Source organism: Reyranella soli (assembly GCF_007992495.1).
GTDB classification, from domain to species: Bacteria; Pseudomonadota; Alphaproteobacteria; order Reyranellales; family Reyranellaceae; genus Reyranella; species Reyranella soli.
Genome location: NZ_BKAJ01000057.1, coordinates 1 through 23,546 on the forward strand (window position 1 = coordinate 1; position 23,546 = coordinate 23,546).

General features: G+C 62.5%; 25 protein-coding genes and 2 pseudogenes. 20 read left to right on the top strand and 7 right to left on the bottom strand.

The features are described from left to right. Window positions 1-68: 68 nt before the first annotated feature. From RSO01_RS16595 to RSO01_RS16610, 4 genes are all read left to right on the top strand, one after another. Window positions 69-272, top strand: coding sequence for a hypothetical protein (locus RSO01_RS16595; protein ID WP_147150236.1), 204 nt, complete (start codon window positions 69-71; stop codon window positions 270-272). A 150-nt stretch (window positions 273-422) separates the two neighbouring features. Next, window positions 423-638: a hypothetical protein gene (locus RSO01_RS16600; protein ID WP_170303118.1), complete on the top strand. Its 216-nt coding sequence runs from the start codon at window positions 423-425 to the stop codon at window positions 636-638. 549 nt (window positions 639-1,187) lie between these two features. Beyond that, entirely contained in the window at window positions 1,188-1,472 is a 285-nt protein-coding gene (locus RSO01_RS16605) for a hypothetical protein (protein ID WP_170303119.1), read from the top strand. Window positions 1,473-1,600: 128 nt separating this feature from the next. Further along, window positions 1,601-1,861 (top strand): hypothetical protein, encoded by a 261-nt coding sequence (locus RSO01_RS16610; RefSeq protein WP_147150239.1) that lies wholly within the window; start codon window positions 1,601-1,603, stop codon window positions 1,859-1,861. Between the two features lie 534 nt (window positions 1,862-2,395). On the opposite strand, the gene RSO01_RS16615 is transcribed toward RSO01_RS16610, so the two are convergent. Continuing rightward, window positions 2,396-2,629 carry a hypothetical protein gene (locus tag RSO01_RS16615; protein ID WP_147150240.1) on the bottom strand — a complete coding sequence of 78 codons (234 nt, stop codon included), beginning with the start codon at window positions 2,627-2,629 and terminating at the stop codon, window positions 2,396-2,398. Window positions 2,630-2,729: 100 nt separating this feature from the next. On the opposite strand from RSO01_RS16615, the gene RSO01_RS47300 reads away from it, so the two are divergent. Both RSO01_RS47300 and RSO01_RS16620 read left to right on the top strand, forming a co-directional pair. Then, window positions 2,730-2,891 carry a hypothetical protein gene (locus RSO01_RS47300; RefSeq protein ID WP_170303120.1) on the top strand — a complete coding sequence of 54 codons (162 nt, stop codon included), beginning with the start codon at window positions 2,730-2,732 and terminating at the stop codon, window positions 2,889-2,891. Further along, window positions 2,888-3,631, top strand: coding sequence for an SGNH/GDSL hydrolase family protein (locus RSO01_RS16620; protein WP_147150241.1), 744 nt, complete (start codon window positions 2,888-2,890; stop codon window positions 3,629-3,631). Before RSO01_RS47300 ends, RSO01_RS16620 begins: the two co-directional genes overlap by 4 nt. A gap of 816 nt (window positions 3,632-4,447) precedes the next feature. Here the strand turns inward: RSO01_RS16620 and RSO01_RS16625 are convergent. Next, on the bottom strand, window positions 4,448-5,716 hold the full coding sequence (locus RSO01_RS16625; protein WP_246158489.1) for an MFS transporter: 1,269 nt from the start codon (window positions 5,714-5,716) through the stop codon (window positions 4,448-4,450). Window positions 5,717-5,972: 256 nt separating this feature from the next. Continuing rightward, a complete protein-coding gene (locus RSO01_RS16630; protein ID WP_170303121.1) occupies window positions 5,973-6,887 on the bottom strand; it encodes a LysR family transcriptional regulator in 915 nt (304 codons plus the stop codon). A gap of 121 nt (window positions 6,888-7,008) precedes the next feature. Here RSO01_RS16630 and RSO01_RS16635 point away from each other — a divergent pair, with 121 nt between their 5' ends. Then, window positions 7,009-7,518 carry an SgcJ/EcaC family oxidoreductase gene (locus tag RSO01_RS16635; RefSeq protein WP_147150244.1) on the top strand — a complete coding sequence of 170 codons (510 nt, stop codon included), beginning with the start codon at window positions 7,009-7,011 and terminating at the stop codon, window positions 7,516-7,518. A gap of 141 nt (window positions 7,519-7,659) precedes the next feature. Here RSO01_RS16635 and RSO01_RS16640 read toward each other — a convergent pair whose 3' ends face one another. Continuing rightward, a complete protein-coding gene (locus RSO01_RS16640; protein ID WP_147150245.1) occupies window positions 7,660-8,451 on the bottom strand; it encodes a hypothetical protein in 792 nt (263 codons plus the stop codon). Between the two features lie 274 nt (window positions 8,452-8,725). Between RSO01_RS16640 and RSO01_RS47305 the strand changes: the two genes are divergently transcribed. From RSO01_RS47305 to RSO01_RS47315, 5 genes and pseudogenes are all read left to right on the top strand, one after another. Continuing rightward, window positions 8,726-9,088, top strand: a complete 363-nt coding sequence (locus RSO01_RS47305; protein ID WP_170303122.1) for a DNA-binding protein — start codon at window positions 8,726-8,728, stop codon at window positions 9,086-9,088. Between the two features lie 197 nt (window positions 9,089-9,285). Next, window positions 9,286-9,360: pseudogene (locus RSO01_RS49885) on the top strand (hypothetical protein); the annotation flags it as partial. Between the two features lie 41 nt (window positions 9,361-9,401). Next, window positions 9,402-9,746, top strand: a complete 345-nt coding sequence (locus tag RSO01_RS49890) for a tetratricopeptide repeat protein (RefSeq protein WP_373867918.1) — start codon at window positions 9,402-9,404, stop codon at window positions 9,744-9,746. 446 nt (window positions 9,747-10,192) lie between these two features. After that, window positions 10,193-10,699, top strand: coding sequence for a hypothetical protein (locus RSO01_RS47310; RefSeq protein ID WP_170303125.1), 507 nt, complete (start codon window positions 10,193-10,195; stop codon window positions 10,697-10,699). A gap of 1,357 nt (window positions 10,700-12,056) precedes the next feature. Next, window positions 12,057-12,740, top strand: coding sequence for a hypothetical protein (locus RSO01_RS47315; RefSeq protein WP_170303126.1), 684 nt, complete (start codon window positions 12,057-12,059; stop codon window positions 12,738-12,740). Window positions 12,741-12,805: 65 nt separating this feature from the next. Here the strand turns inward: RSO01_RS47315 and RSO01_RS16665 are convergent, their stop codons facing one another. Further along, on the bottom strand, window positions 12,806-13,228 hold the full coding sequence (locus RSO01_RS16665) for a hypothetical protein (protein WP_147150248.1): 423 nt from the start codon (window positions 13,226-13,228) through the stop codon (window positions 12,806-12,808). A 623-nt stretch (window positions 13,229-13,851) separates the two neighbouring features. On the opposite strand from RSO01_RS16665, the gene RSO01_RS16670 reads away from it, so the two are divergent. The 4 genes and pseudogenes from RSO01_RS16670 to RSO01_RS50310 form a co-directional block, all read left to right on the top strand. Next, window positions 13,852-14,133 (top strand): response regulator, encoded by a 282-nt coding sequence (locus RSO01_RS16670; protein ID WP_147150249.1) that lies wholly within the window; start codon window positions 13,852-13,854, stop codon window positions 14,131-14,133. Between the two features lie 174 nt (window positions 14,134-14,307). After that, window positions 14,308-15,405, top strand: coding sequence for an adenylate/guanylate cyclase domain-containing protein (locus RSO01_RS16675; RefSeq protein ID WP_373867919.1), 1,098 nt, complete (start codon window positions 14,308-14,310; stop codon window positions 15,403-15,405). A gap of 154 nt (window positions 15,406-15,559) precedes the next feature. Then, the gene (locus tag RSO01_RS50305; protein ID WP_170303128.1) at window positions 15,560-16,069 is read left to right on the top strand and encodes a tetratricopeptide repeat protein; all 510 of its coding nucleotides are present in this window, start codon (window positions 15,560-15,562) and stop codon (window positions 16,067-16,069) included. A gap of 356 nt (window positions 16,070-16,425) precedes the next feature. After that, window positions 16,426-16,812 (top strand): annotated as a pseudogene (locus tag RSO01_RS50310) (hypothetical protein); the annotation flags it as partial. Between the two features lie 522 nt (window positions 16,813-17,334). Here the strand turns inward: RSO01_RS50310 and RSO01_RS49900 are convergent. Then, on the bottom strand, window positions 17,335-18,042 hold the full coding sequence (locus tag RSO01_RS49900) for an SDR family NAD(P)-dependent oxidoreductase (RefSeq protein WP_373867917.1): 708 nt from the start codon (window positions 18,040-18,042) through the stop codon (window positions 17,335-17,337). Window positions 18,043-18,283: 241 nt separating this feature from the next. Between RSO01_RS49900 and RSO01_RS16690 the strand changes: the two genes are divergently transcribed. The 3 genes from RSO01_RS16690 to RSO01_RS16700 all read left to right on the top strand — a co-directional run bounded on the left by RSO01_RS16690 (window position 18,284) and on the right by RSO01_RS16700 (window position 22,175). After that, window positions 18,284-18,748 (top strand): hypothetical protein, encoded by a 465-nt coding sequence (locus RSO01_RS16690; RefSeq protein ID WP_147150252.1) that lies wholly within the window; start codon window positions 18,284-18,286, stop codon window positions 18,746-18,748. 462 nt (window positions 18,749-19,210) lie between these two features. Beyond that, on the top strand, window positions 19,211-20,959 hold the full coding sequence (locus tag RSO01_RS16695; protein ID WP_170303129.1) for a gluzincin family metallopeptidase: 1,749 nt from the start codon (window positions 19,211-19,213) through the stop codon (window positions 20,957-20,959). 10 nt (window positions 20,960-20,969) lie between these two features. Then, complete coding sequence (locus RSO01_RS16700; RefSeq protein WP_147150254.1) at window positions 20,970-22,175, top strand: ComEC/Rec2 family competence protein; 1,206 nt, start codon at window positions 20,970-20,972, stop codon at window positions 22,173-22,175. Between the two features lie 14 nt (window positions 22,176-22,189). Here the strand turns inward: RSO01_RS16700 and RSO01_RS16705 are convergent, their stop codons facing one another. Next, window positions 22,190-23,038, bottom strand: a complete 849-nt coding sequence (locus tag RSO01_RS16705) for a zinc metalloprotease (RefSeq protein WP_147150255.1) — start codon at window positions 23,036-23,038, stop codon at window positions 22,190-22,192. A 237-nt stretch (window positions 23,039-23,275) separates the two neighbouring features. Here RSO01_RS16705 and RSO01_RS16710 point away from each other — a divergent pair, with 237 nt between their 5' ends. After that, window positions 23,276-23,545, top strand: coding sequence for a hypothetical protein (locus RSO01_RS16710; protein WP_147150256.1), 270 nt, complete (start codon window positions 23,276-23,278; stop codon window positions 23,543-23,545). The last annotated feature ends 1 nt before the right edge of the window (window position 23,546 follow it).

The window sequence follows — 23,546 nt, forward strand, 5'->3', positions numbered from 1 at the left end:
ACTCCTAGGGCGCCAAGATCAAGCGCGACGACCCGTTTCGAGTAACCGACAGCCATGAGATCGAAGGGATGGTGAGGCGCATCGCGGCGGCCGGCGAACACTTCAGCATGGCCGGCTGGCGCGAGGATGCAGGGTATCGGCTATTCTACTTCTCGGCTTGCGCCAAGGCTCGCGCCATGCAGCACTGGATCGACCGCAGCGGTATTGCGCACCGGCCGATGCCGACGCTCTACAGCGGGCCGCGGCTCAGCGTGGGCACTGGCGCTGAATAGGACCATCGTACCCGCCGTCATGGAACGCAGTGTGCCACGGACAGACGACGCCTTGAGTGCCGCGACGTGTGCAATATGGGACATCGCGCAGGGCGATGCCTTGATATTGGAAGTGTGCGCCTACGATGAGGGTGCGCAAATGTTGGCTTCGTGACGCCGTGGAATAAAGGCTTGGCCGAATTGATGCGCCGCATCGCTTTGGGCGGGAGAAGCTGTGCTGCCGACGAGTGCGAAATCTCGGCCCTTGATGCTTTGATCGATGCCGGCTTCGTCAGAGAGCAGGCCGGCGGTCGCGTCGCGCTTACGGATGCCGGATTGGCAACGCGCTCGCCAATTGCGCTTCGGCAATCGGCACAAGCCCTCTGATGGCGAAGGACTATTGTGATGCAGCGGCTCGCCCGGCAGCCGTCAGAATGATCAAGCCTTTCCGATTATGCGTTGCTCGTGCTGGAACGCGACGTTCCAAGCGCTACCACTTTTGCTCCTGAGCCACGGACAGCACGTCGCACAAACTCAGCCCGCAATTGAGCTACTCCACAGCAGCCCTCGCTAAGGTCCCATCCCAACAGCGAGCGGTTAGGCCCCGCGTTTGCCCCACACACTCTCAATGCGGGGCCGCCTTGGCTTTTTCCTGTTAGCGGCTGATCCACGACACGAATTGGAACGTAAGACCCATATGCGTGGGCCGCGTTGTGTGGATTGGTGGGATCGTGGTCTGGGTGGGTGACGGGCGGTCGCGAGGCCGCCCGTCGCTTTTTAGCGCACGCGCCATGCGGCACTGGATCGACCGCATGCGCTGCCGCGGCGTGTGCAATTTGGGACATCGCGCAAGGCGATGCATTGGTAAGTAAGAGATTGGAAGCCTGCGCTTATGATGAGGGTGCAGAGCCTGACGGCGATCCTCAGGGCAATCTCATGGCGAAACCTTTTGACAATTCCGTTCAGGAAAAGCGCGATCTGGCACAGCGTTCCACGCGCTTAGGCAGAGCCCAGCCGAACGACGCCGACAAGGCGCTGCTGTATCAGTATGCCGATGAACTGGAGCGAGCGGCCGCCGAGTTTGAGGGGAACGCTGACCGCCAGCCAGTTCCATCGACGTCTTCGCCGCGCCCCGTCATCCAACAGCAACAACAGCAGCAGCCGCAAGAGCAGGGGACGGAACCCCCAACCGCTCCCAAAGAGCCCAAGGACCCGAGGTAGGGCGAGGATCGGATTTGCGGGCTCGGCCAAGGCGCGTGCCGCAGCGGCATCGCGGCGGCGGGGATGGGGATGCCACCCTCATCCGGTACGTATGACCACAGGTCACTGATGGCGTGGGGTTTGGGCACATGGACCAGCGGGCTCTTGAACAGCACCTCTCGGAAGTCAATGCCGACCTCACCGTCGGAATTAAGTACATAGAGCGACGACGCCAAATCGTGTTCCTCTTAAAGGAAGCCGATCCGCGCGCTGCTGGTGCAAAGCGGTTGTTGCAAGAGGCCGAAGAAAATCAGGCGATCCTCGCGGCTGAGGCGGATCGGCTTGCGAAGGAATTGGCAGCGCTGTCCCTCGCCGGCAGCGGCGGGCCGCCATGGTACGGCGCGTGCTAACAGTGCAGCGCGAAATGAGCGTCATAGCGTCTAAGTCGCAATTGCAAATTTGCCTGACCGCTTGGTGACATCGCGAGGGCGTAGGTGGTCCGCGCTGTTCTACATTGTCTGAAAGCCTGTACTCTCGGCTCAGTGGGAACGGGAGTGATGGGCGGCCTAACCGAACATGTTCAGACGCTTGAGGCGTTGTGCCATCGGTATCTGAACCAGCCGAACGATGAACTTGAGCGGGCAGCCCTCGTGCGGGGGCTCGCTGGCTTTCGGATGGTCGGTGTTACGGATGATCAACCCACCATCGTTCGCGGACTAGCCGCCCAGTGTCATGCCTATGCGGGGCTGCTTTCGGACGACCTTGCTAGCGCGAAGAGCCCAGACGCCAGCGTCCGACGGCTTTGCGGTTTACTTGCCGATCTCAGAGAGGCGCTGGACTAGGATCGACGGCAGGGGCATCGCTCACCGGCCGATGCCGACGCCGTTCAACGGACCGGCGCTTGGGGTCGGCAGTCGTGCGTGACGGGCGTCACAGCAAACTTTCTACTCGCAGTGCCATTTGGCTCGCTCGACCTTGTTCATCTGTTCGGCGATCAACCGGCAGTCGCTCGAATAGCAGAAGCGCGCTCGAACTGTATCGACGTCGAGCCTCGCGAGGCGGAGGGTCGCGCCGCTCTGCTGTTCAGGGCAGCCCGAAATGCGACCGTGAAAGTACAGGTAGATCGCCGCAGCTAAAGCTACAGCGGTGGCTGCTTGCCAAAAGCGCTGATGGGCCACGTTCCCCCCTATAACGAAGTGCGCTGGTCGGTCTTCCACCCCCTTCGCAGGTGTGGCGAACAATCGTTGCTTATATTCTGCATCGGTACTTTTCTTGCGTTTGTCCGCCCAGTCCGTCGTCAGCTACTTCGAGGAGTCGCTCCTGTCGCAGATCGTCGTGAGCTTCGCGGGCATTCTCGTCATCTGCGCAGCGACCTGGTTCAAGAGCGGAGGATCGGCCGGTTCGGGACGGACGCCCAGCGCGGCGGAGGCCGTGCCGTGAGACTGCATGCCTGGCCTTGGCTGATCGCGGTCCTGGCGCTGCTGCTGCCGGCCAGCGCCTTTCCCCAGTCGATGACGCTCTGCCGCGCCAAGCCCGAGCTGCTCGAGCTCGGCAACTCGCTGCCGGCGGCGCGCAAGTCGATCGCCGAGCGCAAGCAGCTGCGCATCGTCGCGCTCAGCTCGTCGTCAGCCTCGAGCTATGGCGTGTCCAATCCGGCCTATGCCTATCCGGCGCAGCTAGAGATCGGCCTCAGAAAGGCGTTGCCCGGCATCGACACTGACGTCGTCAACCGCGTCATCGGCGGACAGGATGTCGAGGAGATGTCCGCCCGCCTGCAGTCGGAGCTGAAGGAGAACACGGCCTCGCTAGTAGTCTGGCAGACCAGGACCAACGCCGCCATCCGCCAGATGCCGATCGACAAGTTTGAGCGTTGGCTGCGCAACGGGCTGGCGCTCGGCAACTCGCTGGGCGCCGATTTCGTGCTGATGAACCTGCAGTACGTGCCGGCCGTCGTCGCCGCGCCCGACAAAGAAGCCTACAAAGAGGCCATGGCTACGGCCGCCAAGGAGTATAACGCTGGCTTGTTCCGTCGCTTCGACATCATGCGCGGCTGGTACCAGGACGGCATGCCCTACGCCCAGTTCGTGCAGCTCGACGGCTTGCATCTCAACGATTTTGGCCAGAAGTGCATTGGCAAGCTCTTAACCCGATCGATACTCAACTCGCTCACCGGTGCCTGACGCTGCGATCCCCATCGCTCGCCTGCCAAATCACAAAGCACGAAAACTCTCCCGGCGGGGCAGGGCACTGCCAAGTTATGCTGGCACTGCAGCGCGCCGGCATGCCGCACACCTTGCCAGTACATGGATGCACGGGACGGGGGATAAGCAAGGTATTGCTGTCGATCATGACTGCGCCGTGGCCTTACAAGCCCTTCACCTTCCGCGCTCTGAACAAAAGTTTGGGCCTATGTTGGTGCGATGCGACCTCTGTCGCCGGTGCGCCAAACTGCGGGTCTATTCGACGTGGACTATCGCACGAAGTGGTTTAGCTGCTCCCGATGTGGCTCTGAGGTCTGGGTGTGTGTAGGCGAGCCGATCAAGGAATTAGGCATGGAGGATTATCAGTTCGATGAAATCGAAGATCCGCAGCGACATCCTGGCTCGCAAGTGGACAGGCGAGGGGCTAGTCGCACACTACTTCCTCGCCTTAGCTGCCTATGCCTTCGGTTTCGACAGAGGCGTGGCACGCAAACGCCGCTGGAGCGCCTTTAGGGTGGCAGCCCGCCTGGATTTCGCGAGCTCTCTCAACCATCCGACCTCTCGGCTGACCGTCGGTGATACCTTTTGCGCGACACTCGTGGCGTTCTGGCATTTGCACATCCTACGAGAGGTAGCGAAGCAAGGCCGATGCCAGACGGAGCACCTCCAAGGCGCGGCCTCGTGCTGTAGGGCTGTTTCCCGAGCTTGACCAGCCTTCAGTCAGAACGGCACAGGCCCCAGCCCACCATGACCAATGGTCCGCGGGTTGGCTGGTGGCGTCCCCGCGCAGTTCTGTCACCGCAAGTCTCGGACAGAATTTGCGTTTGGCTGTCCTGAAGCCGGCAGAGCAAGGATTGCGATGATGCTCACGAGTGCGGCACCCGTGACGTACCAGGCGGGGGAAGTGGGATCGCCAGTGACGCCGATGAGCCAGGTGACGACCACTTGCGTCGTGCCCCCGAATAGGGAAGCCCCTGCCGCGTAAGCGATTGCAAACCCGCCGGCCCTCACAGATGGCGGAAGAAGCTCGGGCACGGCGGTGAGCGTCACGGCTGCGCTCATCGCCGTCAGCGCCGTGAGCGCGAAAGTGGCCAGGTAGAGCGTTCCAGCACTAGGAAGGGCATTGAGCAGGAGGAATGATGGAACGGTCACAAACGCCGTGAGAACTCGTGGTGCCAGGATAATAAACCGCCTGCCGTAGATGTCGCTCATCCAACCGCCGAGGAGAGCAAAGACGGTGGTGGTTAGCCCACCGACGACAGTCGCCATGAGCGCTGTCGACGGCGGCAGGTGCAATGTAGCGATGGCGTAGGTGGTCATGTAGACGCCGACATAGGTCGACACTGTACCACCCAGGATGATGAGAACGGCGATCACCAGCAACCGGATCTGTTGGCCGAGCGCGATACCCCAGGATGGTGCAGTTGTTGCTCGTTTCTCGAGCGTCTCGGGCATCATCCGGCGCAGGTAGAGCCCGACCGGCACGAGCAGGAGCGACAGCAAGAACGGCACGCGCCAGCCCCAGGTGGCGAGATCCGCCTTGTCAAGCAGCAGGGAAAGAACAAAGCCGATTGTCCCTGCAGCCAGCGCCGCCAGCCCTTGGCTTGCGAGCTGCCAGCTACCGTAGAGGCCGCGCCGGCCGCTTGGCGCGATCTCGATGAGGAAGGCGCTCGCGGGCCCGACTTCGCCGCCGATCGCCAGTCCTTGCACCAGTCGGCACAGGATGACGATGATAGGTGCCGCCAAGCCAATGGAACTGTAAGAGGGCGTAAGGGCAAGCCCCACCGTTCCCGTCGTTATCAGGACGATGGTGAGCAGCATCGCTGGCCGGCGGCCGGCGCTGTCGGCAAAAGCCCCGATCAGGACACCGCCGAGCGGGCGGAAGACGAAGCCGACGCCGAACACACCCAGCGAAAGCAACAAGCTGGCGATAGGTGTCGACGCCGGAAAGAACGCCTGGCCGATATAGACGGCAAAGAAGGCGTAGGCTGCGAAATCGTAGAACTCTAGGGCATTGCCCAGGACAGCTGCAACGACGACCTTCTTGGAAAGACTTGGTTTCAACGACGTCTCAATCTGCTGACAAGCGCGGTGCTGTTCTCATCGCTAGAGATCGAGGCGTCAAGGCTCATCCGAGCACGCCGTATTGGCGTGATTGTCAAACTAGGCGGCTGATCCGGCATAGTCAGCCGATACAGCTCGGCGATCTGCGACGATGTGAGAAGATGCGTATAGCGTTCGACAGGGAGCCTGCAGCGGCAGCCGATTGCGGGATAGCAGGCCACAGACCACGCACTGCACCGGCGCATGCGGCATCGCGCTAACACTGGAGAGTGGCTCTCATTACACCGGTCAGGAGGACCGGCTTCAGCTCGCGCTGACAGAACTCGAAGAAGGCGCTGATCCGAGCCGCCCGGCGCAAGTCTTTATGCACGAACAGGTACATGGGATAGGCAAGTTCCGGTAGCGGGCCCAGCACGCAGATGAGATCGTCCTCTCTGGCGGCATGCACGGTCGGTAGCGCGGCAAGCCCCGCTCCAGCCTTCACCGCCAGAACAGCGCTCGGGACGTTCCCGCAACGGGCGGCGATCGGTGCGCCGCGCGCGTGCGCTTGCATCCATCGCGCCGCCGGTACTCTTTCCAGCTCATCCGCCAATTCGATGATGCCAAAGCGGTCAAGGTCCACCACGCTGTGCGGCTTGCCGTGGCGCTCGACGAAGTCGCGGCTGGCATAGATGCCCCAGGGGAGATCGACGAGCTTCAAACCGATCAGTGCATCGCTTCCGCCGTCGCCGCCGCCGCGGATAGCAACATCGGCCTCGCCTCTGGCGAGATCAGCCACGCGCTGCCCCATCAACATCTCGACTGTGATACCGGGATACAGGTTTTGGAAGCGCTCGATGAAGCCCGACCTGATGATGCGCTGGCCCACTGTCACCAGGCTGGCGACTCGGACGTGGCCTTGGCCCGAGCCGTCGAGCGCCCTGATCCGGCGCTGCAGCGCATCGACCGCCGTCTCGACCTGTTCGGCATCGGCAAGCAGAAGCTCGCCTTGCGCGGTAAGCCCGTAGCCGCCGGATCGCCGCTCGACCAGCGGCCGTCCGATCGATTTCTCCAGGGCAGCGATACGACGTTGCACAGTCGACTGATCGACACCGATCGACAGCGCGGCTGCGCCCATGCTTCCGCAGCGGGCAAGGGCCAGGAAGTGACGCAAATCATTCCAGTCGAACACCTGCCCCTCGCATTCCTGCCACTGCTGTTCGCAGAGTTGCGGCTCCCGCGGGTGCCAGTCCGATGATAACCCACGCTCACCGGGTGGCAATGCATCGCCGCTTCGACAAACGGAGGAAGCCATGAAGCGTTTGAGGAGAGCAGCCTGCGCCGCCATCATAGGAGTGAGCGCTCTGGCGGGCTATGTCGTCGTGGCGGGAGCCCAGCAGATGGGAGCGACAGCGGACGAGCAGGCGGTCCGGCAGGTAATTACGGACATGACTGAAGGGTTCAACAGCCATGACGGCCGCGCCGCGAGCCGTATGTACATGCCGGAGGCGCGCCTGGTCACCGTTCGCGGCGAGGTCATGGAGGGCCAGCCGGCAATTGAGAAGGGCCTGACCTCGATCTTTGAGACACGGGCAAAGACGGCCATGCACCGGACGCTCAGCGTTTCGATCCGCTTTCTCCGGCCGGATATGGCCCTGGTTCATGTCACGAACGAGTTGAGCGGCCTGGTCGCACCCGACGGCGCTGCCCTGCCGCCTCATCAAGAGCTTAGCCTGCGCGTTCTCGCCAAACAGGATGGGCGCTGGCAAGTCGCGGCCTTCCACAACACCATGGTGAGGCCATTCGCCACGTCGCCAAGGTGACCCGGCGGCCCACCGCCGACGGGGAAAAGCACTCGCTCGGATTACGTCTGTTGCATGAGCTTTGACGTCGACAAGATCCGACACATGACCAAGATTTGGAACGCTGGCTGGGCGCTGAAGGAGGTGGGTGACGTGCACGCCTCAATCCGCCCCCATCAGCTCCCGCGTCACCCACACCTTGCCGCTCTCGATGTCCCGCACGTTGACCATCGGATAGCCGATCGGCGTCTGTGCGCTGTCGAGCCAGGCCTCGACAATCATGTTGCGCAACGCCGTCACGCCGGCGGCCAACCTCGCCTCAGCGAACGCGATCCCGCGCGGGTCGCCGCGCTTGAAGCTGCCCTCCTTCTCGAGCGTATGCAGCGGCACGACCTGGGCGAGGGAGGTCAGCAGAAGCGCGCGGGTCTGGTCCTCGATCGAGCAGTTGCAGGACTGGAAGGGGTCGACCTCGGCCGCGACCGCCTGGCGTGACAGGTTACCCTTGACGAACTCGCCCTCGAAGTAGGCGTGGATCTTTTTTGCTGTCCGTATAGCCACCGGGGTTCGGAAAATTGCCCCAGCCGTTGAAGTGACGCTGACGTGCAGGGGCTGCGACGCATCACCGACGTAGTGGCTCCAGATCCCGATGTCGTGCAGCGTGATCTTCTCGCGCAATCTGCGGTCAGCCTCGAACCACGCTCGTTCCTCTGGCGTCGCCGCCGTCTCGATCGCCTTGGTAAGCGCGCGCCAGTAAGCGAAGTCCTTCTTGATCTGCTGCCAGCCATCGACGGTGGCGTAAGGCAGGTACCCGGCCTGGTACTGCGTGAAGCCCTGGCGCGTAGCTCGGTGTCGTACGCCTCGCGCGTTGGCGGCAGATTTGCCAGCGGCACGACGCCCATGACTTCGCCGTTGTCGCCTAGGTCGACGAAGTGGCTGGGTCGCGTTCGGCGTCATGGGTCTTGCCGGCGCCCTTCGAGCGGTCCAATTCCCGCCCCATGACGGCAATCTCAGCCACGGCCTCTGAGGTACGGAGAAAGGCCGGCAAGCTATCGGGCAGCTTCTCGATGGCGATACCGCTGATCCATTCGTGCCCAGTCGCGCCCCAAGCCCAGCAGCTTGTCGGAGAGCTTGCCATCAATGCCAACGATGCTAGTGCAATCCTGAGTTTCATCTGGCCCCCGAATACTCGAAGACTATTGTCGCACAACACGACCAATCGGGGGAGGCCATGAGGGAATTGGCTTTAGTCGTTGCGTTGGTCAGTGGAGGGCTGTCTTTTCCATCGGCAGCGGCCGAACTCAACTCGCAGCAGGCGGCATCGCATATCGGGGAGACAGCTACCGTCTGTGGCACTGTCGCTTCCGCCAACTATGCGACCCGCACGAAGGGCCAGTCAACGTTTCTGAACCTGGACAAGCCCTATCCGAACCAAGTGTTTACCATCATGATCTGGGGCAGCGATCGAGCGAAATTCGGCTCGCCAGAGGTGCAGTATCTGGGGAAGCGCCTATGCGCGACTGGCCAAATACAATCGTACAAGGGCAAACCCGAGATCGTGGCGAGCGATCCGAGGCAACTCACTTCGAGATAGATCTGATGAGCGCGGAGGACGCCCCCGAGGAGACCCGGCGTCATGACGTTCTTGGAGCTGACCGTATGATCAGATGGGCAATGATCTATTTGGCTCTGTTTGAATTTGCGTTGCCGGCCCGAGCGCAGTTGTCGGACTACTGGGAGTCCCGTCTTGTGGCGGCAACCGCCTTAAGGGATGGCGACTACGCGACGGCCATGAAGATCTACCGACCGTTAGCAGAACAAGGTGAGCCCACTGCGCTATTCAGTGTCGCCACGATGTATCACCGTGGTGGTCGCGGGGTCCAAAAGGACGTGGGCGAGGCGGTGCGCTGGTACTCGAAGGCCGCCGAGAAAGGCGATATGCAGGCCCTGATGATCCTTACCAACATGTACATGGTTGGCCCGACGGACCTCGAGACTACTCGAAAGCCGCGAGATGGTACGAGATGGGAGCTGACAGAGGCGACCCTGCATGCCAGTCCATGCTGGGTCTCTTATATTTCCGGGGGCAGGGAGTTCCACAGGACTACGTTCTCGCACACAAATGGCTGAACCTCGCCGCATCCGCTGCGGAGCCAGATGCTGTCGGTTGGCGTGATCAAATTGCCTCGATGATGACCTCCCAACAGATCGCGGAGGCGCAGCGGTTGGCGCGAGACTGGAAGCCCAAATAGTCGCGACCTTCAGCCCTCCATTGACGTCGCTACGGCGCGGGACCCACCCTCGTCACCAGCTCTGGCCTGTTGTTTCTGACGTTGCCAACGTCGCGGCGACCTCCCACGCGTCGATCTCCCCCGCGTAGGAATTCATCATCTCGCCTTACGTACTGCGCTTTTTGACATGGGGAAGACGATGAACAAGGCCAAGGCCATGAGGTGGTTCGGTGGGTTGGTCTTCGCGGCCTTAGTCGTGTACTGGTTCGCGAACACTGAAAGTCGCACCGTCGGCAGTTACAGCACGGAGGTGGCCAACCGAGCTGCGACCGGAACGCAAGCCGCTGCTAACGTCATCTCAAGGCCGCGACGAGCGAGTTGCATGCACTGCAGCGCGCCCGCATGTCGCACAGTGCTAGCATGTGCATGCACAAGACCGCTACGGCCGCCGGCATTACTTTGGAACGATGCGCCAACTGCCCGTCGATGCTCCCAGTTCTGCAGCCTGCGGCCGTAGCGGCCTGCCTTTCGTCGCCCACTGCGGTAATGACCACCGCCGCCTTGTGCCCTTCCGCCTGCTGCGCACAGATGTAGACGACTGCTCGTCGCTCTACGCCCGGCCATTCGTCTGCAAGGCCTGCGGCGGTCGCGCCGTCACGTTGTTTGCGGTCGAGGGCCAAGCCGAGCTGGACATGCTGCGGGCTGAGCTGCTGCCGGGGGCGGACACCATCGCACCTTCAAATAACCGGACGCATGACCCCGGCGCTGACCTGAAGAGGAACGACGCTGCCCACCATGAGCCCGAGCTGGAAAACCGCCAGCCACGCTCCCGATGGCGCCGTTTCCGATCCCCGGTGGGAAAGCACTTCAACCACGGTCACGACGAGGAAGGGAATGAGCAACAGCCGAGCGAAATTACTGCGCCGCCGCACTGCGCAATACATGAGCGCTGCTGCCGCCGCGAACATCAGTAGAATGCCTCTAGATTGTCCCTTTCACAGCTACGACGACATCATACGCGCTGCCGACGGCCGTCCCGCCGAACCAGAGCAACTGAAACAATTGAACCGATTTGGGAACAAGGCGCTGTCGCCTGAGGCGCTCTTCAACGCTCTCGAGACGGTTGGTCGCGCTGATGGTGGAAAGTGCGGACCCGGCGCCCCGTCGCACTGGTCCGGCCCCTGCGCTGCTCAGGAGAGGTCCGACGCCCACCGCGTCACAGGGGTGTTCAGGTGGGAGCCGGACCCGCCAGCTAACAAACGGGGGTAAATTAGCTAGCATCCCACCAACATCGAGCAAGACAGTTCGTTGCCGCGAGCGTGCGATTTATCAGACGCGATGTCCCTTTCAGTTTTGATTGGAACTCGCATTGCAAGGCGGGCGTAACGCTTGCGAGCTAGCTGGATCAAAGATCCAGCGTGACCCGTCCCCGGCAGCCCCTCGTGGGCTACTTCTGGTCCTGAGCCTTCCAAACCGTGACAAACAACGGGATCGCGAACGCCGCTAGCACGGCATACAGCAGGCTGCCGACAAAGTCGGTGTCGATGCCAGGTCGATCAATGCAGACGGCAGCAGCAAGCCGGCCGCGATAAGGCTTGCAACTTGGCAGGCCGACACCAGCGTGTCGGGTGTTTGTTCCACGATTACCTACCAAGCAGGTCGCGGAAACCGGGTGGACAGCTCACCCGGCCTCCCCTCCCAACGCGACGCGTCCCTTCATTGCCGGCTCTACTAACTGCCGGCCGCCCATCCACGTTCCACCTTGGAACCGTTCTTGATCACATCGCGATAGGCTGGCATCGGCTGCAAGATCCTGCTTTGCCGGCTGTCGTCCCGTGTCATTGGTACGAAACCTGACGCGTCCTCGGTCCACGTCAGATGCAATCGCTTCCACGACCAGCTACCTCACGCACTCCTGACAGCTGCAACGTGAGCCGGAGCGGGTGTCCAGGAGGCGCGGCTTCGCACGGTGGCCTCTTCGGAAGCTGCAGCGACGCGCCAACGCCCTCCCCAGGCGCTGCAATTCTTGCCGATCATCGACAACTTTAGGCCGCCTCCGCCATTCCTGCAGTAACCGTCACACCCATCCAAACCATCGACGTCGTTCGGAGGCGCAGAAGGTGAGTATTCAACTAACGACAAGCGATCGTCAGCCCGAGATGCAAGACCGCCGATCGTTATCCAGGCGCGTGGCCCGCGCCGTATCGGTCGGCCTTCCGATCACTGCTCTTACTCTTTGCCTAGGGCTCGCTGCGCAGTCAAAACCGCTCTTCCAACGTGCCAGCGATAGCCCGGTACTTGCCGAGGCGGTGTTGGACAGCGCTGCAATTAATGAGTGCCAAGGTAATAGCGGTGGCGGTAACGGCGGTGGTAATGGCGGCGGCAACGGCGGTGGTAACGGCGGCGGAGCCGGAGGCGGGAACGGCGGCGGTGCTGGCGGAGCCGGTGCAGGCGCCGGCGGTGGTGCTGGTGCCGGAGGCGGCGGAGCTGGATCTGGTGGCGCCGGGGGTGGCGGTGCCGGAGGTGGCGGCGCGGGAGCTGGAGCTGCTGGTGGTGCCGGTGCGGGAGGAGCTGGAGCTGGTGCCGGAGCTGGTGGCGCCGGAGGTGGCGGTGCCGGAGGCGGGGGTGGCGGAAGTGGAGCAGCCGGCGGGGCCGGCGGAAGCGGTGCGGGTGGCGGCGGCTCAGGCGGTTCCGCTGCGGCCAGCGCAGGCAATGGCGCAACGGGTGCCGGCGTGGGTGTTAGCAGCGGTGGAAACGGAGGCGTTGGCGCGCCGAGTGCAGTCGGTCCCCTTGCCGGTCCTCCCAGCCTGGGCATTGCCACAGGCAGTGGCGCATCCAACGGGGCGGCGGCGAATGGGGCGGCCTCGGGGGCGGATGGCTCGTTCGCGGGGTCTGGGGGGTGGTCGTGGGCCGACTTCATGGCGGCCGCTTCCCGTGAGGAAACGCCCCGCGCCTACCAGTTGCGTGCAGTGTACTTCAGCCGCGACCAGTTTAAGAGTTCAGCAGACTGCCTAACCGCAGCGTACAGCCAGCGATTGCCGCTTGAGGTTTGTCGCTGACGCGAATTGCGTCACATAACGTCACCGGACCGCTGGCTGAAGTTGTGCCTTGTCAATGAATACGGAAAGTTCGGCATCAGTGATGGTCTTACCCAGTGGTGCGCAGAGGATGCCGCCGGTCAGCGCGTCGTATCCGCCGCGTTGCGGTCTGCCCACGCGCCGGAACCCGATGCAGGTCCGGCCCGCCTTGCCATCCTTGAAACTGACGTAGTCGGCATCTTTGTAGCGAGCGACCGGCGAGACCTGCGCGACCGACTTACCATACTCAAATATCCCTTTTACGAAGTCTGCCGTCGTCTCGTCGGTGGAAAGATAAGAGAAACTGTTTTGAGCCTCCCACAGGAAGAGGTGGGCGTAATAGCCGTCCCGGCTTGTTCCAACGCGGCCCACTGACGGAGGACGCCAATGCTCCCTTCGCTCGTTATGACGTTGGTCGCTCGGCATTTTCGCCCCGCCCAAGCAGCAATGCGTGATTGCCGGCAGTCTATGTCCGACCAGATGTATTGCCGCGCCTGAGCGGCGACAGTTTTTGTGGCAAGAAAGAAGAGCATGCAGCACGCCATCGTTGTGACGATGCGCATGGCCGGTCCTCATTTTAAAGTATGACCCTGCCATAAACCTGGAATGTACTTCTAGGTTCCAGATCCGGCTAACTCGTCGGCCCGCAGTGAGGGCGCTCGCACCTCTCAGCGCTGTAGGCGCGCGTTCGATTAGCGGCAGTTGCGTCCGCTACCTACACTGTGCTGGAACCGCTGGTCAGCGATATTCCTCAAGGCGTCGTTTCTAACGCCGCTCTTCCTGCAGCCTGAGGGCGGCCTTCTCGCCGAACAGCCGTTTGTTTAGTCGAACGGCAGACCGAGGCTGGCGCGGATAGGCGTGTGTAAGCCGTTTCTGCTAAACTCAGGCTCGAGTGGGTGGGGTGAGCCGATGCAAAGCAGCGGTCGTGCGCGGCACGGAGGCCGGGTACTCGTCTGTGACGACAACCTGTTGATGGCTGAGGTCGTGGCTGAGTTCTGAGCGAGTGCGGCCTCGAGCCGATGGGTCCTGTCGGCCGGTTGGAAAGCGCCATGCAAATGGCCCGCGAGCGTGCGCTCGACGGCGCCATCCTGGACATCAACCTCAATGGCCGGCCGTGTTTCCCGGTCTGCGCCATCCTGTCAGCAAGGCGCATTCCATTCGTTTTCCTCACCGGCTATCCCGACGCGGCGGTTCCGACCGAATACCGGGGGGCTCCCTTGATTGCCAAGCCCTTCGAGCCGGATGAGCTGATGGAAATGTTGGCGCGTATGCTGGATCTGCCGCAGGACTGGCCGCTACCGGAGCAACGCCAATCTAGCGTCCGGCATTGATGCCACCAGTGCTCCTGCGACGACCAGCTCAGCGACACCGCCGATAGGCATGCGCGCCAGGCGAGGCCCCCAAGTCGCCGCAGTAGGTCTGTTGCGTGGCTCCCATAGTAGCCCTACGATTTCAGCATCGATCTAGGGGGATGCCGTTGGCGTGAGCAGCGCAAACTGGCGGCAATCGTTGCTGCTGACGTCGTCGGCTACTCCCGCCTAATGGGGCGCGATGAGAGCAGTACTTTGGCGCGCCTGCGCAAGAACCGGTCTGAACACCTCGATCCCGTTCTGGCCAAATACGGGGGCCGGCTGGTCAAGCTGACCGGCGACGGTGCCCTGGTCGAGTTCGGCAGTGCCGTTGATGCGCTAAGTGCCTCCATCGAGTTCCAGCAAGCCATGGCCGAGGCTAACCGCGACCAGTCACAGGACACCGCTCTGGTGTTCCGCATGGGCCTGCACCTGGGCGACCTTATCGTGGACGGAAACGACCTCTACGGAGATGGCGTGAATGTCGCTGCTCGGCTTGAGGCGGAAGCTCCGACCGGAGGCATTGTGATCTCGAGGACGGTTCATGAAGCCGTGACGGGCCGGTTGAAGGCGACTTTTGACGATCTGGGCAATCTTGCCCTGAAGAACATCGATCGCCCCGTTCAGGCATTCAGCGTTAGGTGGAAGCCATCGGATTGGCAACTGCCGGTGACATCAGGTGCAACTATCACGCCCTCGATCGCGCCGCAGGCACCGCTGTCACTGCCCGACAAGCCCTCCATCGCCGTCCTTCCGTTCCAGAACATGAGCGCCGATCCGGAGCAGGAGTACTTTGCGGACGGAATGGTCGAGGACATCATCACTGCATTGTCCCGAACCAAGGCCCTGTTCGTGATCGCGCGGAACTCCACCTTCTCATACAAGGGCAAGTCTCCCGACATCAGACAAGTAGGGCGTGAACTCGGCGTCCGCTACGTCCTGGAAGGCAGCGTCCGCAAGGCGGGGGCAAGAGTTCGGATCACTGGCCAGCTCATCGATGCCCAGTCGGGCGCGCACTTGTGGGCAGATCGCTTTGATGGCGCACTGGAGGACATCTTCGATCTGCAGGATCAGATTGTCAGTCGCGTCGTTGGTGAGATTGCGCCAGCTGTCGCAGAAGCAGAGATCAGCCGCGCTACGCGCAAGGTCGGCAACCTCGAGGCCTACGATTACTACCTCCGAGGCCTTGCTGCCTTGCCAGGCTACAGTCGAGAAAATCTGGATGAAGCACAGACTTTGCTCCTAAGGCGGTAGAGGTTGACCCAAAACTGGCCATAGCGTGGGCGACGGAGGCCTTCCGTTGTGTAGCCACCAAGTCTATGGCGCGCGACAGTAACCCCACGCAGAACGAGGCCGCAGCTGAGAATGCATCACGTACCGCTCTGCGCCGGATCGACATGACGCCCGAGTGCTTGCGTTTTCGGGACACTCCCTAGGGTTCGTTTGCAGGCATTATGAAGAGGGAGCGGCACTGCTTGAGGAGGCTGTCCAACTTGACCCTAATCTCGCCGTTGGCTGGATCTGGCGCGGCACAAATCGCAACCGGTTTGGCCAACCAGAACTGGCGATAGCGGATCTCCAGCGTGCCATACGACTGAGTCCGCGAGACGCCTTTATGTTTTTGGCGCATGGCCAGATGGCAGCAGCGCACTTCATCGCCGGTCGCTACGACGAGGCGGTCAGCTGGGCCGAGAATTCACTCAGATTATTACCTCATCACGTAACAGCGCACCGCGTTTTGGTTGCAGTGCTCGCGCTCGCGGGCCGAGATGAGGCAGCACGAAGAGCTTGGATTACACACCGGCAGTTCGATCCAGAGACACGGCTCTCGACGCTCGCACAACGGCTCGCGATCGCTGATGAGTCAGCTCTAGCGAAGTTCGGCCAAGGCCTGCGGATTGCAGGGATGCCCGAATGACCGAGCAACGCCGCCTCGCTGCGATCCTGGTGGCCGATGTGGTGGGCTACTCGAAGCTCATGGGCAGCGACGAGGCCGGAACACTGGCTCAGCTGGAAGCACTGCGAACGGAGAACATCGAGCCCCACATAGCCAAGCACGCCGGACGGCTGTTCGGCGACGTCGTGGTCCAGGGCGACGAACTGATGGGCGATGGGGTGAACGTTGCGGCTCGTGTCGAGGGCATCGCGGAGCCCGGTGGCGTCGCCATCACACGCGCGGTGCATGAGCAGGTGCGAGACAAGCTCGATCTTGGCTTCGTGGACAAGGGCGCGATCGAGCTGAAGAACATCCGGCGCCCGGTGCAGGTTTTCGTGATGGGAGGAACGAAGATCGACAACCAGGCGACTGCTTCTGCGTTGCCCGACAAGCCCTCGATAGCGGTGCTGCCATTCCAGAACATGAGCGGCGAACCCGAGCAAGAGTACTTCGCCGATGGGATCGTCGAGGACATCATCACCGCGCTGTCGCGTAACAAGGGGCTGTTCGTGATCGCGCGCAACTCCTCCTTTACCTACAGAGGCAAGCCGGTTGACGTGCGGCAAGTCGGACGGAACCTCGGCGTCCGCTACGTGCTTGAGGGAAGTGTTCGCAAGGCGGGCAACAAGGTCAGGCTGACTGGCCAGCTCGTCGAGGCAGCGACTGGCACCCATGTTTGGGCTGACCGGTTCGACGGCGCGCTCGACGACATTTTCGACATGCAGGACCGCATTGCGTCAGGCGTAGTGGTTGCCATGCAGCCCACACTTGTGCAGGCCGAGATAGAACGCTCGCGCCGTAAGCCAACCGCGAGCTTGGTAGCCTACGATTATTATTTGCGGGGCAGGGCGCAAGTCGCCAAATACACGCGCGAGGCCGACGACGAAGCGATTGCACTATTTCGAAAGGCCGTAGAGCTTGATCCCGAGTGGGCACTGCCGCTCGCCTTCGCGGCCGAGTGCTTCAAGCGGAGGGTGGAATGGGGCTGGAGTACCGACAACCCAAGCGACCTTGCAGAAGCAGCGAAGTCAGCTCGCCGAGCTATGGGCGTCGACAATAGCGATCCGCAGGCACTTGCTCTGGCGGGATCGGCCTTAATGTTAACGAGCCCCGAGGAAGCAGCTAACTTGCTGGATCGGGCCATTGCCTCCGATCCAAATCATTTTAGTGCATGGAACTGGCGGGGCTGGGTAGCGCTCGTGCTTGGCGAGAATGACGCTGCAAGGTATTTCGAGAGTGCCCTACGTCTAAGTCCAGCTTTCCCCGGCCGCTACTGGTCGGCATGGTGGCGTTCCGTCGTGACACTGGACCCAACGTCGATCCGTCAATCGCCAGCTTTGCGCGCGGTTGCGCGCGGTCAGGATGGCGCCGGGCGCCAGGTTGTTCACCGTGACGCCCTGACCGCCAAACTGGCGCGCCAGATTCCATGCCCAGTTGAGCTGCGCTGCCTTGGTCCCGGCATAGACCATCATCTGCGGATGTGGGCGGACCTGCTGCACGCTGCCGATCGTCACGACGCGACCCCAGCCGCGAGCACCCATGGGCGCAACCAGGGCCTGCAACAATTCCAGCGGGCTGCGCAGGTTGACCGCGATCTGCCGGTCGAACCGCTCGCGCGTGATGGCCTGGTACGGCTCGGGCAGCTCGATGGAGGCGTTCAACACCAGGATATCGACCGGCGACCAGGCCGTGACCGCCGCGGCCAAACCGTGCCCCGCATCATCCAGGGCAAAGTCCTGGCCGAACGCGCGCGCCGTGCCGCCGCTCTCCTCGACCTGCCGCACCACGTCGTCGGCGTCGGCTGCTTCCTCGGCGGTGCCGGCATGATGGATGGCCAGCCGGGCTCCGGCACCGGCCAGGGCGAGAGCGATGGCGCGGCCGATTTCGCGGCGGGCCCCTGTTACCAGAGCCGTTCGGTTGGTCAGGCGAAAACGGTCGAACATATTCGGCAGCATGAACTCTCCCGTCAGACCAAGGCGTCTAACCCGGCTGAGCGCGCCTTGTCGAACAGCGGTCGTCAGGTCAGCGAAAGTCCGAAGAGGGGCCGAGGGCTATCCGGTAAAATGGCGACAATGAGCCACCACGGAAACGGGGGCACGAACGTCAGCATAGAGAGAGCGTGATGATGCGGAGACCGATCAATTGGACCCGATGGAAGGGGCGTTCTGGTGGCCCCGGCAGCCTGGAGTAGATGAAATGATCATCTATTGCTGGCACTCGCCCGAGAACCGCTTGATCAAAATCGGCTCCACAGTGTCGGCAGCGGGTGCTCGCGTCAGCATGCTCGAGTACAGCCGCATCTATGGCGTGACGTGCGACCCTCAGTCGTTGCGCGCGTTTCCCGTAGCACCAGGCGAGAGGAAATTGAGGTGGCGTGGCGGCTGGCCGATGAGAGCCCACGACGGACTGAAGGGTATGGAGGTGAGCGTGCGCGTCTCTGTGCATTGCAGACTGAAGCTGTTGTCAGCCCGTGATGGCCATCATCCGCCTGCCAGGCAAGCCGTGCCTCACATGTCAGAAGAGTTGCTCTATCTGGGGCCTTGCAGCTATCGCCGCGCGGTCGATCTCGTAGACGCCGCCATCCACGCCTTCGAGGAACCGGCCGACAACTGGTCGGCTTTCGGGCGCCCCCTTATGCAAACGGCAGCCGGTCAATCCTGAGTCATGGGTTGCTCGCCGCCACCGCGACGACCACCAGAACTATCAGGATGATGGCCCACAGAGGCACCGCGGACAGTATGACGAGCCAACTCGCAGCCCAAAGAGCCGCGAGGCCGAGGCACGCGGTCAGTGTGAGCGCGAGTTTCACGAGCCGCCTGCCTCGCTGCCGCCGGTTGCGCCAAAGCCCCTTGTTGGGGTGCGCGGTGCGGTTTCGCGTAACCTCCCCTCACTGATGAGCCACGACACCACTAGCTGAACCATGACCCATCGTAGGCGGGCATTTGGACAAGCCGGATAAGAGTTTAGTGACCCGGCGCGCCCACAGGGTTGCGGAAAACCTCGGTCGCTCGCCTCAGGAGGGCCTTAGCAGGCAATCTCAGTTGTGGCCGTCGCGTGGCATCGACCTCGAAACTTTGCGCAGATCGACGTACCTTCCGCCATGGCGGCCATATTGGGCCTTCGATGAAGGCGGACACGATGAAAAACAGAATCTCGCCAGCCCCTCGTAAGCGGCAGTTCCGGCGAACCGATTCGTTTCGTGCGCGCGCACGCGCGAATGTGTATCTCAAGGACCCGCTTGCACTCTCCAGCCGAGGCTACTTCCCGGTCGGCGAGGCCATCGTCGGGGGCGACACGAGCGTTGCGCCAGGTCCCACGTCGTCGCGCTTCATGGTCGTGGACTACGATGCGACGACCGACAAGGTCTATGCACCGACGCCGCCTCAACGCAGGACCCAATACTGGTCGCGTGGCCGCGGCGAATACCTGTACGAATTCAGCGCCCGTCAGGGTACTCGGCAAGAGGCCCAGATCAATGCATGGGCCACTGCCGTCGAGGCACTGGAGTTGTTCCAGGATCCGGTCGTGCTCGGTCGTGAAGTGCCATGGGCCTTCGACGCGAACTGGCTTCGTATCCTGCCCCAGGGCATGTACGAGGCGAACGCGTTCTACAGCCGGCGGACGCGCGCGCTGCACTTCGGCTATTTCTTTGACCGAGACGATCGGCTGATCAAGACGTCGCTCAGCCACGACATCGTGACCCACGAGACTGCGCACGCCATCCTGGACGGCCTGCGCCCGTATTATCTCGAATCCGTGCATCCCGATGCCGTTGCGTTTCATGAATATGTCGGCGATGTCGCTGCGATGCTGTCCTTGTTCCGTCAGAGGGAATTCATCAAGCAACTCGTGCTGCTTCCGGTCGGCAAGAAGGACTTTTTCAATCTGGTAACGGATCTTGCCCCCCAGGTCGGGCAAGGCCTGTACGGCAACGCCGACCGCGCCGCGCTGCGCAGCGCGCGCAATGACCTTACATACGCCAGGGTCGAGAACGAGCCGGACCCGCACGTTCGAAGCCAGGTGCTGACCGGACTCGCGTTCGATGTTCTCGAAGGCGTGGTCGAGCAGCGACTCAATGACACGCGCGCCGGCGAAGGATTCAAGTTCGAGAGCAAGCCTCAGAGGTTGTTCGCCCATCTGTTGGCCGCGGCACGCCACGCCATGCGGATGCTCTTGCGGCCGATCGACCTGCTGCCTCCGGGGAACATCACATTCCCCGAATACGGTTCGATCGTACTGGCAGCCGACAATCAATCGACTCCCGGGGATAGTCGGGGTTATCGCAAGGTCCTGGAGCGGGCCCTGCGCAAGCGCGGCCTCCATCCCGATCAATGGGAATACCAATTCTACATCGAATCCGATGAACCGGAGAATCGCAACCTTCGAGAGCGTGACATCGCCATGATCCGCAGCTCGAAGGTCGGTGCGTACCGCTTCCTCGATGCGAACCGCCGCGCCTTTCAGATACCTACCGATCGCGACGTCCGCGTTGTGGCGGTTTCCACCAACCGGCGCGAGCTCGACTACGGCACCCTGGCCGTGCCGGAGACCATGATTCAGTACGTCTGGGAGGAGCGCGTTTCGCTTCCGAAGGACATGCGCACCAGCGCGCTCGATCACGTGGTCATGAGGGCGGGCGGCACCATAACGGTCGACGAATCGGTGAATCTCGTGCACTGGGCGAATCAGCCGCCGACACCGCGGCGACTGGATGACACGCGGGTCAGCGCGATGAGCCTGGTGCGCGACCGTGCCATAGAGACGACGCCCGTCCGCGGGCTGATCAACGCCCGCCCATTTCTCGCCCAAAACGACGGTCGGGGCGGCATGCACCTGATGGTGAATACGGCGCGCATGCATCATCCACGATAGGAGCCTGTCGATGGCGACAACGCGCAAAAGCGGGGACGTCAGAGTTCGCGCCTACAACGTCCGGTTCGGCGATTGCATCTTGATTTCTTTCGGCCAGGGCGCGAGCGAGAAGCACATCCTGGTCGATTTCGGCAATGCGCCGGCCGGGGTGCGCAATGGCGGCGGCAAGAACGACGTCTTCGCACCCGTGGCGCGTGACCTCGCAAAGCGTACGAACAAGCGCATCGACCTGCTGGTCATGAGCCATGAACATCTCGACCACATGGAAGGCTTCTACAGCGAGCGCGCGGTGTTCGATCAATGCGATGTCGGCGAAGTATGGATGTCCATCATGAGCTCGCCGGACTACTATCGCCGCTTCCCGCAATGCGAACCCGAGCGACGCGCCCGGATGGCGCTGCTCGACAAGGTCACGAATGGGCAGGGCGTCGCCCATTTCGAAAATCTTCCAGGTCCGGTGCAGGCGCTCATCGCAAACAATGTGCTCAATCTCGCAAACAAGGAGCGCGTCGACTATCTGCGTAGACTGGTGCCCGCCAAGCGGCTGAAGTACCTCAGCCGCCGCGCCGGCGCGACGCGGTCCAGCTCGCTGGGAGACGACGTCAAGATCGAGGTCCTCGCGCCGGAGCAGGATGCAAGCCTGTATTACAAGAGCCGGAACAAGCGGCTGTGGCTCGACATGGCGGCGCGCCTGGGTTCGGTGGGGCATGCGCGTCGACCGCGTGCTGCCGCCGCACCGCCGAAGGCGCCCCGCCACATGGCGCCGGACGAATTTGCCCAGTTGCGCGATCAGATCGCCGAACTGGACGTGAATGATCTCCTGGCGATCGACAAGGCGGCCAACAATACGAGCCTTGTGCTCCGCATTACGGTCCATGGAAAAGTGCTGCTGCTGCCTGGCGACGCCGAAGCCGAGAGCTGGGCCGTCATGAAGAAGGCAAAGCTCCTTGCTCCCGTTGACTTCCTGAAGCTCGCGCATCACGGCAGCATCAACGGCATGCCATTCGAAGGGACCGAACAGGTCCTGAGTCATGTGCTGAAACCGGCCCGCAAGACGGTAGCGCTGGTCAGCACCTGCCGCGGGGTCTACGGCGACACGCGCGAGACTGAAATCCCCCAACATCGGTTGATGGCGCAGCTCAAGGAAAAGTGCGCCAAGGTGTATGTCACCCAGGACGCTGCACCTTTCGGGCAGGGCTTCGATATCGTGCTCTAGCGCGAACGGCTTTACTAAGGCACGGGCGTCGGCGGCGGCACCCAGTCGTTGTCCCAGTAGGTGATCAACTGCGGCGCGACCACCCGTGCGGTGAAGCGCACCGGCGCTTCGGCGTGGGCCGGGATCAGATGGTGGCGCAACTGCGAGATCCAGGGCTGGGCCAACCGCGCCGTCGCATGATCGCCCATGCCCATGAGATCGTTGCGCTGATCCAGGGTGATGCCGTAGTGGGCGTCGGTGTTGCCCCGGCCGCGGACGTGTTGCAGGCCAAGCGTGTGCCCGAACTCGTGCAGGATCGTGGTCTGCAGGAAGCCGACGCTGTGCCTGACGCGCCCCAGGCGGGTCTGTCGCGTGTTCCAGTCGAGCGCGAGGTCGCGGTGGGTGAAGAGGCCAAGGCGCCGCTCCGCCAAGGCGAAGGAGCGGAAGTTCGTTTCCCGCGGCTTGACGATGAAGTAGCGTTGATTCGCCAGTCCGGCTGCATCGACCAGCCCGATGGACATGCTGCAGGTGACCTTGGACGCCGAAGCTGCGCCGATGGCGTGGCGCGCCTGATACCACGCCCGGTTCGGCGCGAGCTCGAACTTGCCGTCCCAATAGCGCATCAGGACCCTGACGAAGTTGTCGCGAAAGGCGACCCATTCGCCATCCGTCCACGCATCGAGATTGAACCGCTCGCGGCCGTCGTGAAGGATGCCGTCGCCGCTGCCATGGGTGCCCCAGGCGCGGAATTCGGTGAGGCGGGTGGTTGGCTCGACGCGCACGAGCTGAATGCTGAATTGCAGCATGAGATCGACGGTTCGCTCGTCCATCGGCATCAGGAGCGAATCGCGATCCCTGCCGTTGTGAATCATCCGGATTTGCATGGTCGCCGCCGCTCCAGACGTACCCGCCCATCATCGCGCCAAAGCATGGCGGTTCAAGGGCGCCGAGGGTCGTCCTGGGTGACAAATCCCACAGATTCCCGTCGTCGCGGTGGCTAGGAAAGAGAACCGGTTTCGAGTTGGGGCCCATTGTGATGTACGATCACGCCGAGCACATCGTCATCGGCCGAATCGGATCCGTCAGGACCGCGGCCCAGCGCCGATCGTGGAACAGGTCTCGTGAAACGCATTCTCCTTGTATTGGCCGCCATGGCGTTGTCGGCGCCGCTCGCTCAGGCGCAGAGCGATGACAAGGCCTATTGCGCCCAGCTCAGCGAGCTCTATCGGAAGTACGTCCAGAACGCGACGGGCCGGCGGGTCGACGTCGAGGCGCTGCAGGCGCTCGACGACTGCTCGCGGGGAAAGCCCGCCTCGGCGATTCCGGTGCTGGAGAAGAGGCTGCGCGACGCCAAGATCACGCCGCCCGGCGGCGGCGAATTCAAGCCTTAGA

Bases quoted from the DNA above. Each gene is read 5' to 3' on its own strand.
- RSO01_RS16665 (WP_147150248.1), bottom strand. From the start codon at position 13,228: ATGCCGAGCGACCAACGTCATAACGAGCGAAGGGAGCATTGGCGTCCT.
- RSO01_RS47315 (WP_170303126.1), top strand. From the start codon at position 12,057: ATGAGTGCCAAGGTAATAGCGGTGGCGGTAACGGCGGTGGTAATGGCG.
- RSO01_RS16705 (WP_147150255.1), bottom strand. From the start codon at position 23,038: ATGCAAATCCGGATGATTCACAACGGCAGGGATCGCGATTCGCTCCTG.
- RSO01_RS16690 (WP_147150252.1), top strand. From the start codon at position 18,284: ATGATCATCTATTGCTGGCACTCGCCCGAGAACCGCTTGATCAAAATC.
- RSO01_RS16695 (WP_170303129.1), top strand. From the start codon at position 19,211: ATGAAGGCGGACACGATGAAAAACAGAATCTCGCCAGCCCCTCGTAAG.
- RSO01_RS16700 (WP_147150254.1), top strand. From the start codon at position 20,970: ATGGCGACAACGCGCAAAAGCGGGGACGTCAGAGTTCGCGCCTACAAC.
- RSO01_RS16670 (WP_147150249.1), top strand. From the start codon at position 13,852: ATGCAAATGGCCCGCGAGCGTGCGCTCGACGGCGCCATCCTGGACATC.
- RSO01_RS16610 (WP_147150239.1), top strand. From the start codon at position 1,601: ATGGACCAGCGGGCTCTTGAACAGCACCTCTCGGAAGTCAATGCCGAC.
- RSO01_RS16635 (WP_147150244.1), top strand. From the start codon at position 7,009: ATGAAGCGTTTGAGGAGAGCAGCCTGCGCCGCCATCATAGGAGTGAGC.
- RSO01_RS16595 (WP_147150236.1), top strand. From the start codon at position 69: ATGGTGAGGCGCATCGCGGCGGCCGGCGAACACTTCAGCATGGCCGGC.
- RSO01_RS16640 (WP_147150245.1), bottom strand. From the start codon at position 8,451: ATGACGCCGAACGCGACCCAGCCACTTCGTCGACCTAGGCGACAACGG.
- RSO01_RS16605 (WP_170303119.1), top strand. From the start codon at position 1,188: ATGGCGAAACCTTTTGACAATTCCGTTCAGGAAAAGCGCGATCTGGCA.
- RSO01_RS49900 (WP_373867917.1), bottom strand. From the start codon at position 18,042: ATGCTGCCGAATATGTTCGACCGTTTTCGCCTGACCAACCGAACGGCT.
- RSO01_RS47305 (WP_170303122.1), top strand. From the start codon at position 8,726: ATGAGGGAATTGGCTTTAGTCGTTGCGTTGGTCAGTGGAGGGCTGTCT.
- RSO01_RS47310 (WP_170303125.1), top strand. From the start codon at position 10,193: ATGCGCCAACTGCCCGTCGATGCTCCCAGTTCTGCAGCCTGCGGCCGT.